Raw genomic sequence first — 12701 nt, forward strand, 5'->3', positions numbered from 1 at the left:
CGGCGGCTCGATCGCCGGGGCCTGGCTTCCGCTGGCTCCTCCCGCCGGGCCTGCTTCAGCCGGGCCTGCTTCAGCTGCCGACGTGAACGCTGTCGTTAGCGTTCGCGCTCGGCGGCCAGGCGCTGGCCGACGGTCTGGTGGAGGCGCTGCAGGCCGTTGGCGCCGAGCATCCCGACCTGGCCTTCGAGGTCGCGGAGCAGCGTGTCCTCGTTGGCCACGGCCTCCGACGACTGCATGAGCACCGTGCCCTGGCCGGTGAAGTCGAACTGGTGCTCCTCGCCGGAGGTGCCGCCGACGCCGAACACCTGCCGGGCCATCCCCATCACACCGCGCATGTACGAGTGGTCGTAGTGATGGCAGGGCGACGGGCAGTCGGCCCAGCCGAGCAGTGCCTGCGGGTCGACCCGGATCGGCGGCTCCACGAAGTGCACCGGGCCGTTGGAGGCGGCCACGAAGCGGCCGGTGCCGATGAGGGTCAGGAACCCGGGGATGATCGACTGCTTGAGCTCCAGGCTCGGCTCGAAGGCCAGCAGGTTGCCCGCGCGGACGGTGAGGTTGCCGTCGTCGAGGTCGAAGGAGTTGACGTCGAAGCCCCTGTCGGCCAGCAGCAGCTTGCCCTGGCCCTGCGCGACGACCCAGTCGTGGGCGTACAGGGGCGAGTGGAAGTGCGCGGCCACCAGCGAGTCCAGCGGTCCCGCCGAGAGCGCCTCGAACTTGATCTGCCCGTAGTAGGCGATCATCTTGCCCTTCTGGGTGAACCACTGCCCGTTGAGGTCCACGCTGAAGGCGTACGGGTTGACGTTGTCGTTCGACGGCAGCGTCATCGGGTTGAAAGTCGGGACCGACACGGCTCAGATCTTCCTCTCGCTGGCCTGCACGTAGACGACGCCCTGGCCGCTCAGCTGCAGCTGGAAACCCTCGCCCGAGCCGCGGCCGACCATGTCGCGCAGCCCCATCGCCGTGGTGAGCTTGTTCTGCACCTGGCCGCGGTGGGCGACGTACGCCTGCGGGTCGACGTGCACCGGCCGCTGCGGGGTGATCGGCAGCTCCATGACGCCGCCGTGCGACAACACCGCGCACGAGCCCTGCCCGGTGAGCGTGGTGGTGAACAGGCCCTGCCCGCTGACCGCGCCGCGGATCACGCCGCGGACGCCGCCCTGCTCGCCCATGAACATCGTCCCGGCCTGCAGGCTCCCGTCGTAGACCAGCAGCCGGTCGGCCTCCACGTAGAGGGTGTCGCCCGCGAGCTCGATGACCTGGACGTGCAGGCCGCCGTGTCCGAACATCGCACTGCCCTGGCCCGTGACGTGCATCATCACGGTGCGTTCGCCGGCCATCGCGCGGCCGAGGGTCTGCCCGAGGCCCTGCCCCGCCGTGGCGGTGGGCGCGAAGTTCACCCGGCCGGTGTAGGCGAGCATGGCGCCGCGCTTGCTGTAGACCTCCTGTCCAGGGCCGACCGCCACCTGGAGCATCTTGGCGTTGATCGAGGTGTATCCCGGCATCAGATCTCCAGAATTCCGCCGCCGCGCTCGGCGGGCTGAACGTAGACGAGGCCGTGCCCCTGGTAGCGGAACTGGACGCTCTCCCCCGAGCCCTGGCCGAGCACGGTGCGCCAGTTGACGTCGGTGACGACGTCCTGCTGGAGCTGGCCACGGTGCCCGACGTAGGCGTGCGGGTCGACGCACAGCGGCGTCCCCGGGGTCACCTCGAGGGCGATCGCCGGGCCGTCGGAGAGCATCGCGACCATGCCCTGGCCCTCCACCTTGGTGGTGGCGAGGCCCTGGCCGGTGCCCATCCCGCGCAGCCCGGTGAACTGCACCCCGGTCTGCAGCCGCCCGTCGAGGGCCAGCAGGCTCTCCGACTCCACGAACAGAGTCTCGCCGTTCAGCGGGACCAGGGTCACTTCGGTCGCCTCGCTCGCCAGGAACACCGTGCCCTGGCCGGTGATCTCCATGAGCGTCATGCCCTCACCGGCGATCCGGCGTTTCAGCGCGCCGCGCAGGCCCTCGCCGCCGGTCATCCCCTGCCGCTTGAACGTCATCTGCCCGTCGTAGGCGACCATCGACCCGTTCAACGCCCTGATGGTCTCGCCGGCCAGATCGACGGCCAGCATCTTTGAGCCGTTCAGTCTGAATTGCGCCACGAGGCCACAACATACCGGCCACCAGCCGTCAAGGCGGGACCCTGTGCCATCCGGCGGCGACGGCGCGCCGGATCGGGAAAGATGGCGGCCATGTGGATCGCCCCCGAACGCCGCGGCCTCGGCCGCTGGATCGCACCCGGCCTCGCCCTCGCCGCCGGCGCGGTGGTCGCCGTAGTCCTCGCCGCCGACGGGCGTGGCGAGACGGCGCTCATCGCGCTGGGCGTGCTGGCCGGCTACGCCGCCCACCTCGGCTACCGCCGCAACGAGCCGACGCTCCCCATCAGCGAGGCGTTCGGCACCGGGCACCGGGCCCGGGCCCATCTGAAGTCGGCGGCCATGACCGGCGACGTGCTCACCGCCGCCATCGTCGCCGCCGTGGTGGTGCAGGGGCTGCGCGGCGCCGACATCACGCCGTACGCCTGGCTGGCCGCACTCGCCGGAGTCGTCTACACACTGTCCGCGCTTTTCGGCGGACGTGGGCTCTGAACAGCGAAGACATGCGAATACTTCGTTAACTCTTCCTAACAATATCCGTTTTGTCATGATCACGACGGCATGATGCGGTTGTGTCAGCCCTTGAAGTGCTCGTCCCGGCGCGAGCGGTGTTCCATCCGGTGGTCGACCTCGACACCGGAAACGTGATCGCCGTGGAGCCGCACACCGGTCCGCCGGCGGAGACCCAGCCGGCTCACCCGGCCGCCCGGCCCGATCCGGTGACGGACGACCTGTGGCGCGCCGTCGGCGCCGCGCGGGCCGCCGCCGATGTGGGTACCCACCTGCCGCTGACGATCGGTCTGCGCGCGGAGACGCTGGCGCACGGCGAGGCGGTCCTGGGCGAACTGCACCAGGGTCTCGCCGACGCGGGCCGCCGTCCCAGCGAGATCATCATCTGCGTCACCGGCGGCTTCCCTCCCGCTCAGCGCCAGGCGGTGACTCGGGCGCTGCACAAACTCCGGCGCGCTGGATATCCAGTCGGGCTCGGCGGCCTCGGAGTCGCCCACGCCCCGCTGGACCTCCTGCTCGACATCGCCCCCTATCTCATCCGGCTCGATCCCGACCTCGCCCGCCGGACCTCCTCCGATCCGCGCCGCTCAGCGCTGGTGACGGCGCTGGTCGACCTGGCGCACCGCATCGGCACCCACGTGCTCGCACCGGGGCTGGAGACCGAGGCCCAGGTGCTGCACCTCCGTGAGCTCGGTGTGCGGCTCGTCCAGGGTTCGGCGCTGGCGCCGCCGGAGTGGCGCCCCGGCATGCGGGTCACGGTGCCGGTGATAGCGAGGGAGGACCGCGATCCGACCCCGCACGGCATCGACCTGGGACCGCGTGTCTCGGAGTTCACGCTGCCGGCGGTGACCATGCCGCAGACGGCGACCGCGGACGAGGTGCTCAGCGCGCTCAACGCGGAGACGGGCACCACCAGCGTCGTCCTGGTGGACGAGCACCAGCGACCGCGGGCCATGGTGGACCGGACGCGGTTCCTGCTGAGGCTGTCGGGTGCGTACGGCCACGCCCTCCACGCCCACAAGCCCGCCGCCCGCCTGGCCGACGTGCCGCGTCTCGTCCCCCGCACCGTTCCGGCGATCGCGGCGCTGCGCGCGGCGGGCCGGGAGAACGACCGCGTCTACGACGATCTCGTCGTCACCGACGAGATCGGCCGGTGCCTGGGCATCGTCCGCGTGGGCGACCTCATCCGCAGCCTCTCCAGCTGATCCAGTCGGACGCGCTGAGATCGTCTCTGCGGCGTCAGGACCCCGAAGGTGACCCCGTGTCACTGATCGACCCAGAAAGGCCGCCAGCGACCGTCTCCTGGGCGAGAATGGCGGCCTGGACACGGCTGCGCAGCTTCAGCTTGGCGAGGATCCTGCTGACGTGGGTCTTGGTCGTGGTCTCGGCCATCTCCAGGCGCGCCGCGATCTCCCCGTTCGACAGCCCCTCGCCGAGGCACGCGAAGACCTCGCGCTCGCGCGGGGTCAGCTCGGACAGGCCGGGCGGCTCGGGGTGGGCGGACACCTGCCGGCCGGCGAACGCGCTGATCAGGCGCCGGGTCACCTGCGGTGCCAGGATCCCCTCCCCCGCCGCGACCGTCCGCACCGCCTCCACGAGATGATCGGCGTCCACGTCCTTGAGCAGGAACCCGGCCGCCCCGGCCCGCATGGCCCCGAACACGTACTCGTCCATGTCGAACGTGGTCAGCACCAGGACGTCGGCCACGCCCGCGAGCTCCCGGGTGGCGGAGATGCCGTCCAGCTTGGGCATGCGGATGTCCATCACGACCACGTCCGGCCGCAGATGCCGGGCCTGCGCGACCGCCTCCTCGCCGTCGGCCGCCTCGCCCACCACGGCGATGCCCGGCGCCGCGCCCAGGATCAGCACCAGGCCGGCACGGACCGCCGCCTGGTCGTCTGCCACCAGCACCTTGATCAAGGTCTCTCCTTGTCGGTGAGAGGAAGCTCGGCGTACACCCGCCAGCGGCCGTCCTCGGGCCCGGCCTCGAACGTCCCGTCCAGCATGGTCGCGCGCTCCCGCATCCCGATCAGCCCGCTGCCCGATCCGGGCAGCCGCGACCCCCCGGTCCCGAGGGGGCTGTCGACGGTGACCACGACACAGCCGGGGCGATGTTCCAGGAGCACCTCGACCCGGCCCGACGCAGCGTGCTTGAGCGCGTTGGTCAACGATTCCTGCACGATGCGGTACGCCGCGTGCTCCACCGGCGCGGGCAACCCGGGCGCGTCCCCGATGACCTTCAGGCCCGCCGTGAGGTCGGTGCGCGCCGTGTGCGCCACCAGCCGCTCAAGGCCGTCCAGCCGCGGCGCGGCCGCGGGATCGGCCTCGCCGTCGCCCTCCCGCAGCAAGCCGATCATGCGCCGCATCTCGGCGAGGCCCTGGACGCTGTTCTCCCGGATCACCTCCATGGACCGGTTGATGCTCTCCCGGTCCAGATCCGAGACCTTGAGCACGGCCGAGGAATGCAGGGCCACCGCGCTGAGGTGGTTGGCGATGACGTCGTGAAGTTCCCGCGCCATCCGCGCCCGTTCGGCGTTGACGGCCGCCCAGCGGTCCATCTCGGCAAGCCGTGCCATCTGCGCCGCACGCTGCCGCTCCATGTCCGCCCGGTCCCGGTGCCCCCGGACGACCATCGCGGTGAGCACCGGCCCGACCCAGGCCACACCGGCCAGCGAGCCCGCTATCACCCCGCCGCTGATCGTGGCGAGGGCGACCCCGACGGCCGCCGCCACGGCCAGCGTGGCCGCCGTCGTGATGCCGAGCAGCCATTCGGCCGCGCGCTTCGGGCCGTACAGGCTCGCCGCGTACAACGCGTCGCTGTAGATCATCAGGGTGGCGATGCTCGGCCCGATCACCACGTCCGCGAAGTTGAACGGGGTGGAGAGCAGCAGGCCCACGATCGGACGGGTGCGCCGGAACAACATCGCGAAGCACAGCCCGGCCAACGGCAGCAGCCGCCACCCAGGCACCAGGTCGAGCTCTGGCCAGGTGCTGTAGCCATGCGCCAGGAGGAGCACCACGCCCGCCCCGAAGGCGGCGACGGCCAGCAACACATCCTGGCGCGTGGTGGTGAAACGCATGGCCCTATCTCAGCATCCCCCGAACGGTCCGCGGCTCAGCCTTGGTGAGGGTCGCGCGTACATCGTTCGTAGGACCCGAATGCGTAAGGCAGGCCCCGTAAGGGGCCTGCCTTCGCGTGATGGGCTTCGTCAGACGTTGAAGCCGAGGGCGCGGAGCTGGTCGCGGCCCTCGTCGGTGATCTTGTCGGGGCCCCACGGGGGCAGCCAGACCCAGTTGATCTTGACGTCCTTGACCAGGTCCTCCAGGGCGCTGTGCGCCTGGTCCTCGATCACGTCGGTGAGCGGGCAGGCGGCGCTGGTCAGCGTCATGTCCAGGGTGGCCACCTCGTCCGCGAGGTTGATGCCGTAGATCAGGCCCAGGTCGACGACGTTGATGCCGAGCTCGGGGTCGACCACGTCCTTGAGCGCCTCGAGGATCTCCTCCTCGGCGGGGCCGGCGGCGACGGGGCCGTCCGCGGGGACCGCGGTCTCCGGGGTCTCAGCGTCCGGCGTCGCAGTGTCCGCGGCGGCGGTGGTGTCAGTCATGATGCCTCTCCGAGAGCACGGGCGGTCGCGTCCTTCCACGCCATCCAGGCGAGCAGGGCGCACTTGATCCGGGCGGGGTACTTGGAGACCCCGGTGAAGGCGACGGCGTCCTCCAGGACGTCCTCGTTGGGCTCGCCCTCGCCACGCGACTGCATGAGCGCGAGGAACTCGTCGCCGATCGCCATCGCCTCCTTGACCGGCTTGCCGATGATGAGCTCGGTCATCACCGACGCGCTGGCCTGGCTGATGGAGCAGCCCATGGCGTCGTACGAGACGTCCGCGACAGTGGCGTCCTGGCCCCCGCCGTCGAGGTGCACCCGCAGCGTCACCTCGTCACCGCAGGTCGGGTTGACGTGGTGGGCCTCGCCCTCGTACGGCTCCCGCAGCCCCTTGTTGTGGGGGTTGCGGTAATGATCCAGGATGACCTCCTGGTACATCGCCTCGAGCTGCATGTCTTCCTTTTCCTCGTCGGGGGGCTTCTTCCCTACAACAGGTGTTGGACTCAGGCTGTTCCGAAGAACTTCTGGGCCTTGCGTACCCCCTCGGCGAGCGCGTCCACGTCGGCGAGGTTGTTGTAGATGTAGAAGGTCGCGCGGGTGGTGGCCGGAATGCCGAACCGGCGGCAGATCGGCCATGCGCAGTGGTGCCCCACGCGGATGGCGACGCCGAGCTCGTCGAGCACCTGGCCCACGTCGTGCGGGTGGATGTCGTCCACCGTGAACGACACGGCCCCGCCGCGCGCCTCGGTGCTGCGCGGGCCGATGATCCGCACCCCGGGGATCTCGCTGAGCCGCTCCAGCGAGTAGGCGGTGAGCACCTCCTCGTGGAGGGCGACCCGGTCCATCCCGAGGTCGGACAGGTAGTCGCACGCCGCGCCGAGGCCGATGGCCTGGGCGGTCATCGGCACGCCCGCCTCGAACCGCTGCGGCGGCGGCATGAAGGTGGAGCCCTCCATGCGCACGACCTCGATCATCGAGCCGCCGGTGATGAACGGGGGCATGGACTCCAGCAGTTCGCGGCGGCCCCAGAGCACGCCGATGCCGGTCGGGCCGAGCATCTTGTGACCGGAGAACACCAGGAAGTCGGCGCCGAGCTCACGCACGTCGACCGGCTGGTGCGGCACCGACTGGGCGGCGTCCAGCAGAACCAGCGCGCCGAACTGGCGGGCGCGGGCCGCGATCTGCTGGACGGGCGGCACCGTGCCGAGCACGTTGGACTGGTGCGTCAGCGCGACCAGCTTGGTGCGCTCGTTCACGATCGTGTCGAGCTCGGCCAGGTCGAGCCGGCCCTCGTCGGTGATGCCGAACCAGCGCAGCGTGGCGCCGGTCCGCTGGCACAGCTGCTGCCAGGGCACCAGATTGGCGTGATGCTCCATCTCGGTCACGACGATCTCGTCGCCCGGGCCGATCTTGAACCGCTCGGCTTCCGGGCCGAACGTGGCGGCGTTGCTCAGCGCGTACGCCACCAGGTTGATGCCCTCGGTCGCGTTCTTGGTGAACACGATCTCGCCGGGCACCCCGCCGATGAACGTGGCGATCCGGGTGCGCGCGCTCTCGTAGGCCTCGGTGGCCTCCTCGGCGAGCAGGTGCGCGCCGCGGTGCGGAGCGGCGTTGTGGCGCTCGTAGAACTCCCGCTCGGCGTCCAGCACCTGGACCGGCTTCTGCGAAGTCGCCCCCGAGTCGAGGTAGACCAGGTCACGGCCGCCCCGGACGGTACGGGACAGAAGGGGGAAGTCCTTCTTCAGCTCCTCGGGGAGCAGGGTCATGAGGATGCGCCCACCTTCGCGTACTTCTCGTAGCCCTCGTCCTCCAGCACGTTGGCCAGCTCCGGGCCGCCCTCTTCGACGATCCGGCCGCCGGCGAAGACGTGCACGAAGTCGGGCTTCACGTAGCGCAGGATGCGCGTGTAGTGGGTGATGAGCAGCACGCCGGTGTCACCGGCCGCCGAGAAGCGGTTGACGCCCTCGGAGACGACCTTGAGCGCGTCGACGTCGAGGCCGGAGTCGGTCTCGTCGAGCACCGCGATCTTCGGCTTGAGCATCTCCATCTGGAGGATCTCGTGCCGCTTCTTCTCACCGCCGGAGAAGCCCTCGTTCAGGCTGCGCTGGGCGAAGGCCGGGTCGATGGCGAGGTTTTCGAGCGCCTGCTTCATCTCCTTGGAGAACTCCCGCAGCTTGGGAGCCTCACCGCGCACGGCGGTGACGGCGGTGCGCAGGAAGTTGGAGACGGAGACACCGGGCACCTCGACCGGGTACTGCATCGCCAGGAACAGCCCGGCGCGGGCGCGCTCGTCGACGCTCATCTCCAGGACGTCCTCGCCGTCGAGCGTCACCGAGCCGCTGGTCACGTCGTACTTGGGGTGGCCGGCGATGGCGTAGGCGAGCGTGGACTTGCCGGAGCCGTTGGGCCCCATGATCGCGTGGGTCTCGCCCGCCTTCACGGTCAGGTCGACCCCGCGCAGGATCTCCTTGGCCCCGTCGGTGCCGTCGGCGACGGAGACGTGGAGGTCGCGAATCTCTAGCGTGGCCATATCTATCTGAGCTCTCTCGTTGGTTCAGTCGTCGGAGCCGAGCGAGACGTAGACGTCGCCGTCCTCGACCTTGACCTTGTAGGTGGCGACCGGCTGGGTGGCCGGCGGGTTGGTGGGCTTGCCGGTGCGGATGTCGAAGCAGGATCCGTGCAGCCAGCACTCGATCGTGCCGTCGTAGACCTCCCCCTCGGAGAGGGAGACCTCGGCGTGGGAGCAGATGTCGTTGAGCGCGAACACGCCCTCGCCGCTGCGCACCAGGGCGACCGGGGTGTCGTCGACCTCGACGGCCATCGCCCCGTCGGTGGGGATCTCGCCCAGCGGGCACACCTTCACGAACGTCATCGCTTCGCCGCTCCCCGGTCCAGCTCCGCCTCGATTGCCTCCTGCACCTTCTCGCGGACCTCGTCGACCTCGATGCGCTCGATGAGCTGGCCGAGGAAGCCGCGCACGACCATGCGGCGGGCCTCGTCGAACGTGATGCCGCGGGCCTGCAGGTAGAACAGGTGCTCGTCGTCCAGCCGGCCGGACGCCGAGGCGTGGCCCGCCCCAGCGACCTCACCGGTGAGGATCTCCAGGTTGGGCACGGAGTCGACCCGGGTGCCGTCGGTGAGCACCAGGTTGCGGTTGAACTCGTAGGTGTCGGTGCCCTCGGCCTCGGCGCGGATGATCACGTCGCCGATCCAGACGGCGTGCGCGTCGACGTCCTGCAGCGCGCCGCGGAAATCCACCCGGCTCCGGCAGTGCGGGACGGCGTGGTCGACCAGGAGGCGGTGCTCCAGGTGCTGGCCGCCGTCGGCGAAGTAGACGCCGTAGAGCTCGGCGTCGCCGCCGGGTGCGTCGTAGACGACCGACGGGGAGATCCGCACGACGTCGCCGCCGAGGCTGATGTTGTGGCTGAAGAACCGCGCGTCGCGGGCCAGCTTGGCGTGCTGGTGCGAGACGTGCACGGCGTCGTCGGCCCAGTCCTGCAGGCTGATCACCGAGAGCCGCGCGCCGTCGCCGACGACGAACTCGACGTTGTCGGCGTAGGTGGCGCTGCCGTGGTGGCTGAGCACGACCGTGGCCTCGGCGAACGGCTCCAGGATGACCGTGGTGTGGCCGTAGCCGGCGCCCTCGCCGTTCTCCCCGCGGGTGCGGATCACCGTGGGCGCGGAGGCGACCGCCTCCTTGGGCACGGTGACGACCGTGGCCTGGGTGAACGAGGCGTACGCCTGCGCGCTCACCCGGTCGGCGGGCACGTAGGCCTTGCCGAGCCGTTCGTCGTCGCGGCCGACGATCTCGACGGTGACCTCGGGGGCCGACTGGACCTCGACGATCACCTTGCCGGTCGGCTCCGCGGTGCCGTTGTGCAGGCCGCGCAGGCGGCGCAGCGGGGTGAACCGCCACTCCTCCTCACGGCCCGACGGCACCTCGAAGTCGGCGACCTCATAGGAGGCCTTCTCGTGCAGCGTCGAGAGAGGCCTGGTGTCCAAGCCCATCAGCCGACGGCTCCTTCCATCTGCAGCTCGATGAGCCGGTTGAGCTCAAGCGCGTATTCCATGGGCAGTTCGCGCGCGATCGGCTCGACGAAGCCACGCACGATCATCGCCATCGCCTCGTCCTCGGTCATGCCGCGGCTCATGAGGTAGAACAGCTGGTCCTCCGACACCTTGGAGACGGTGGCCTCGTGGCCCATCTCCACGTCGTCCTCGCGGACATCGACGTAGGGGTAGGTGTCGGAACGGCTGATCTGGTCGACCAGCAGCGCGTCGCACTTGACCGTGGACTTGGAGTGCGCGGCGCCCTCCTGGATCTGGACCAGGCCGCGGTAGGACGTGCGCCCGCCGCCGCGCGCCACCGACTTGGAGATGACGCTGCTGGAGGTGTGCGGGGCCGCGTGCACCATCTTGGCGCCGGCGTCCTGGTGCTGGCCCTCGCCGGCGAACGCGATCGACAGCGTCTCGCCCTTGGCGTGCTCGCCCAGCAGGTAGACGGCCGGGTACTTCATGGTGACCTTGGAGCCGATGTTGCCGTCGACCCATTCCATGGTGGCGCCCTCGTAGGCGACGGCGCGCTTGGTCACCAGGTTGTAGACGTTGTTGGACCAGTTCTGGATGGTCGTGTAGCGGACGCGGGCGTCCTTCTTCACGACGATCTCGACGACCGCCGAGTGCAGCGAGTCGGACTTGTAGATCGGCGCGGTACAGCCCTCGACGTAGTGGACGTACGAGCCCTCGTCCGCGATGATCAGGGTCCGCTCGAACTGGCCCATGTTCTCGGTGTTGATCCGGAAGTAGGCCTGCAGCGGGATCTCGACGTGCACGCCGGGCGGCACGTAGATGAACGACCCGCCCGACCACACGGACGTGTTGAGCGCGGCGAACTTGTTGTCGCCCACCGGGATCACGGAGCCGAAGTACTCCTGGAAGATCTCCGGGTGCTCCTTGAGGCCGGTGTCGGTGTCGAGGAAGATGACGCCCTTCTCCTCGAGGTCCTCACGGATCTTGTGGTAGACCACCTCGGACTCGTACTGGGCCGCGACGCCCGCGACGAGGCGCTGCTTCTCCGCCTCGGGGATGCCCAGCTTGTCGTAGGTGTTCTTGATGTCCTCGGGGAGCTCCTCCCAGGAAGCGGCCTGCTTCTCGGTGGAGCGGACGAAGTACTTGATGTTGTCGAAGTCGATGGCCGACAGGTCAGAGCCCCACGAGGGCATCGGCTTCTTGTCGAACAGCCGCAGCCCCTTGAGGCGCAGGTCGAGCATCCAGGCGGGCTCGCCCTTCTTGGCCGAGATGTCGCGCACGACATCATCGTTGAGGCCGCGGCGCGCGGAGGCGCCGGCAACATCCGAGTCGGCCCAGCCGAACTTGTACTTGTCAAGCCCTTCCAGCTCGGGGTGGGCTGCCGTAGTCATAGGGGTGTCCCTCCGGACTCCTCGTTCGCGTTGTCAGTGCCGTCCGCCGCGTCTGCCCCTCCGCAGAGGGACCGGGGGCTGACGTGGGTGGTGCAGATCCCGTCGCCGTGGGCGATCGTCGCCAGGCGCTGGACCGGGGTCCCCAGCAGTCTGCTGAAGGCCTCCGTTTCGGCCTCGCACAACTGCGGAAACTCTTCCGCCACGTGCGCGACCGGACAGTGGTGCTGGCAGAGCTGCTCTCCGCCTGGCTCCCCGGACACGGTCTGGGGGGCCTTGGCCGCCGCGGCGGCGTAGCCGTCGGCCGACAAGGCCTCGGCCAGCTTGCGTACCCGCTGGTGGGGCGGGGCCGCCTGGACGACGGGGGTGTAGCGCCGCTCCAGGTCGGCGATCTGGCGCCGGGCGAACTCGGCCACGGCCTCGTCCCCCGCCGTCTCGGCGAGGAACCGCAGCGCGCTGGTCGCCAGGTCGTCATAGGCGTGCACAAAGGCGTTGCGGCCGGCGTCGGTGATCACGAACCACTTGGCCGGACGTCCCCGCCCGCGCTGCCCCTGCGACCGGGACCGGCGGGTCTCGATCTCGATCATCTCCTCCGTGAGGAGGGCGTCCAGGTGGCGGCGGATGGCGGCCGGGGTGAGCCCCATGCGCTCCCCCAGTGCGGAGGCCGTGATGGGGCCGTGCTCGAGGATGAGTCGGGCCACCCGCGCGCGCGTGTCGCGCTCGCCGTGGCCGGCGCCCGACGGCATGCCGGAAGGCCGCGCGGAGGCGGCCCGGGCGACGCTCGTCGTCTCGCTCACGTATTTCACAACATCAGTGTGCCGTAATTCCTTCCCGAGAAACAAACGAATCTGAATGTCGTCGCTCACGCAGGTAAGCCTTACCTAACCTGGGCTTTTACGGCGCGGGAGGACACTCTATGCCCCGCCGGACGTGCTCAGCTGGCAGACGCACACGTCAGCGGGGGCGTGCGCTCAGAGCGTGCTCGCCGGCGGTGTCTCACGCCGGCACCCGCCCGCTACCGGCGGCGCCGCGC

At 70.1% G+C, this 12701-nt stretch carries 15 protein-coding genes; 2 read left to right on the forward strand and 13 right to left on the reverse strand.

The features are described from left to right. Positions 1–95: 95 nt before the first annotated feature. From ACH34W_RS12250 to ACH34W_RS12260, 3 genes are read right to left on the reverse strand one after another with little or no spacing between them, the layout of a single operon-like run. Positions 96–848: an AIM24 family protein gene (locus ACH34W_RS12250; RefSeq protein ID WP_395960917.1), complete on the reverse strand. Its 753-nt coding sequence runs from the start codon at positions 846–848 to the stop codon at positions 96–98. Positions 849–851: 3 nt separating this feature from the next. Next, positions 852–1502, reverse strand: a complete 651-nt coding sequence (locus ACH34W_RS12255; protein WP_395960918.1) for an AIM24 family protein — start codon at positions 1500–1502, stop codon at positions 852–854. After that, positions 1502–2143 (reverse strand): AIM24 family protein, encoded by a 642-nt coding sequence (locus ACH34W_RS12260; protein WP_395960919.1) that lies wholly within the window; start codon positions 2141–2143, stop codon positions 1502–1504. The genes ACH34W_RS12255 and ACH34W_RS12260 overlap by 1 nt, the downstream gene beginning before the upstream one ends. Positions 2144–2233: 90 nt before the next feature. Here ACH34W_RS12260 and ACH34W_RS12265 point away from each other — a divergent pair, with 90 nt between their 5' ends. Together ACH34W_RS12265 and ACH34W_RS12270 are read left to right on the forward strand one after the other, a co-directional pair. Then, positions 2234–2629 (forward strand): ABC transporter permease, encoded by a 396-nt coding sequence (locus ACH34W_RS12265; protein WP_395960920.1) that lies wholly within the window; start codon positions 2234–2236, stop codon positions 2627–2629. Positions 2630–2709: 80 nt separating this feature from the next. Then, the gene (locus ACH34W_RS12270) at positions 2710–3852 is read left to right on the forward strand and encodes an EAL domain-containing protein (protein ID WP_395960921.1); all 1143 of its coding nucleotides are present in this window, start codon (positions 2710–2712) and stop codon (positions 3850–3852) included. 34 nt (positions 3853–3886) lie between these two features. Here the strand turns inward: ACH34W_RS12270 and ACH34W_RS12275 are convergent, their stop codons facing one another. The 10 genes from ACH34W_RS12275 to ACH34W_RS12320 all read right to left on the reverse strand — a co-directional run bounded on the left by ACH34W_RS12275 (position 3887) and on the right by ACH34W_RS12320 (position 12414). Beyond that, entirely contained in the window at positions 3887–4567 is a 681-nt protein-coding gene (locus tag ACH34W_RS12275; protein WP_395960922.1) for a response regulator, read from the reverse strand. Then, complete coding sequence (locus ACH34W_RS12280; protein ID WP_395960923.1) at positions 4564–5727, reverse strand: sensor histidine kinase; 1164 nt, start codon at positions 5725–5727, stop codon at positions 4564–4566. Before ACH34W_RS12280 ends, ACH34W_RS12275 begins: the two co-directional genes overlap by 4 nt. 129 nt (positions 5728–5856) lie before the next feature. Then, positions 5857–6252 (reverse strand): metal-sulfur cluster assembly factor, encoded by a 396-nt coding sequence (locus ACH34W_RS12285; protein WP_395960924.1) that lies wholly within the window; start codon positions 6250–6252, stop codon positions 5857–5859. Continuing rightward, positions 6249–6704, reverse strand: coding sequence for a Fe-S cluster assembly sulfur transfer protein SufU (sufU, locus tag ACH34W_RS12290; protein ID WP_395960925.1), 456 nt, complete (start codon positions 6702–6704; stop codon positions 6249–6251). The genes ACH34W_RS12285 and sufU overlap by 4 nt, the downstream gene beginning before the upstream one ends. A 50-nt stretch (positions 6705–6754) precedes the next feature. Beyond that, entirely contained in the window at positions 6755–8017 is a 1263-nt protein-coding gene (locus ACH34W_RS12295) for a cysteine desulfurase (RefSeq protein ID WP_395960926.1), read from the reverse strand. Next, complete coding sequence (sufC, locus tag ACH34W_RS12300; RefSeq protein WP_395960927.1) at positions 8014–8781, reverse strand: Fe-S cluster assembly ATPase SufC; 768 nt, start codon at positions 8779–8781, stop codon at positions 8014–8016. The genes ACH34W_RS12295 and sufC overlap by 4 nt, the downstream gene beginning before the upstream one ends. 24 nt (positions 8782–8805) lie before the next feature. Beyond that, positions 8806–9123 (reverse strand): non-heme iron oxygenase ferredoxin subunit, encoded by a 318-nt coding sequence (locus tag ACH34W_RS12305; protein WP_395960928.1) that lies wholly within the window; start codon positions 9121–9123, stop codon positions 8806–8808. Then, positions 9120–10259: a Fe-S cluster assembly protein SufD gene (gene sufD, locus ACH34W_RS12310; RefSeq protein WP_395960929.1), complete on the reverse strand. Its 1140-nt coding sequence runs from the start codon at positions 10257–10259 to the stop codon at positions 9120–9122. Before sufD ends, ACH34W_RS12305 begins: the two co-directional genes overlap by 4 nt. Next, positions 10259–11671 (reverse strand): Fe-S cluster assembly protein SufB, encoded by a 1413-nt coding sequence (gene sufB / locus ACH34W_RS12315; RefSeq protein WP_395960930.1) that lies wholly within the window; start codon positions 11669–11671, stop codon positions 10259–10261. Before sufB ends, sufD begins: the two co-directional genes overlap by 1 nt. After that, a complete protein-coding gene (locus ACH34W_RS12320) occupies positions 11668–12414 on the reverse strand; it encodes a helix-turn-helix transcriptional regulator (protein ID WP_395961183.1) in 747 nt (248 codons plus the stop codon). Before ACH34W_RS12320 ends, sufB begins: the two co-directional genes overlap by 4 nt. Positions 12415–12701 lie beyond the last annotated feature (287 nt).

Source organism: Actinomadura sp. 6N118 (assembly GCF_044326415.1).
Taxonomy (GTDB): domain Bacteria; phylum Actinomycetota; class Actinomycetes; order Streptosporangiales; family Streptosporangiaceae; genus Spirillospora.

Bases quoted from the DNA above. Each gene is read 5' to 3' on its own strand.
- sufD (WP_395960929.1), bottom strand. From the start codon at position 10,259: ATGGGCTTGGACACCAGGCCTCTCTCGACGCTGCACGAGAAGGCCTCC.
- ACH34W_RS12265 (WP_395960920.1), top strand. From the start codon at position 2,234: ATGTGGATCGCCCCCGAACGCCGCGGCCTCGGCCGCTGGATCGCACCC.
- ACH34W_RS12295 (WP_395960926.1), bottom strand. From the start codon at position 8,017: ATGACCCTGCTCCCCGAGGAGCTGAAGAAGGACTTCCCCCTTCTGTCC.
- ACH34W_RS12280 (WP_395960923.1), bottom strand. From the start codon at position 5,727: ATGCGTTTCACCACCACGCGCCAGGATGTGTTGCTGGCCGTCGCCGCC.
- sufC (WP_395960927.1), bottom strand. From the start codon at position 8,781: ATGGCCACGCTAGAGATTCGCGACCTCCACGTCTCCGTCGCCGACGGC.
- ACH34W_RS12320 (WP_395961183.1), bottom strand. From the start codon at position 12,414: ATGCCGTCGGGCGCCGGCCACGGCGAGCGCGACACGCGCGCGCGGGTG.
- ACH34W_RS12285 (WP_395960924.1), bottom strand. From the start codon at position 6,252: ATGACTGACACCACCGCCGCCGCGGACACTGCGACGCCGGACGCTGAG.
- sufB (WP_395960930.1), bottom strand. From the start codon at position 11,671: ATGACTACGGCAGCCCACCCCGAGCTGGAAGGGCTTGACAAGTACAAG.
- sufU (WP_395960925.1), bottom strand. From the start codon at position 6,704: ATGCAGCTCGAGGCGATGTACCAGGAGGTCATCCTGGATCATTACCGC.
- ACH34W_RS12255 (WP_395960918.1), bottom strand. From the start codon at position 1,502: ATGCCGGGATACACCTCGATCAACGCCAAGATGCTCCAGGTGGCGGTC.
- ACH34W_RS12305 (WP_395960928.1), bottom strand. From the start codon at position 9,123: ATGACGTTCGTGAAGGTGTGCCCGCTGGGCGAGATCCCCACCGACGGG.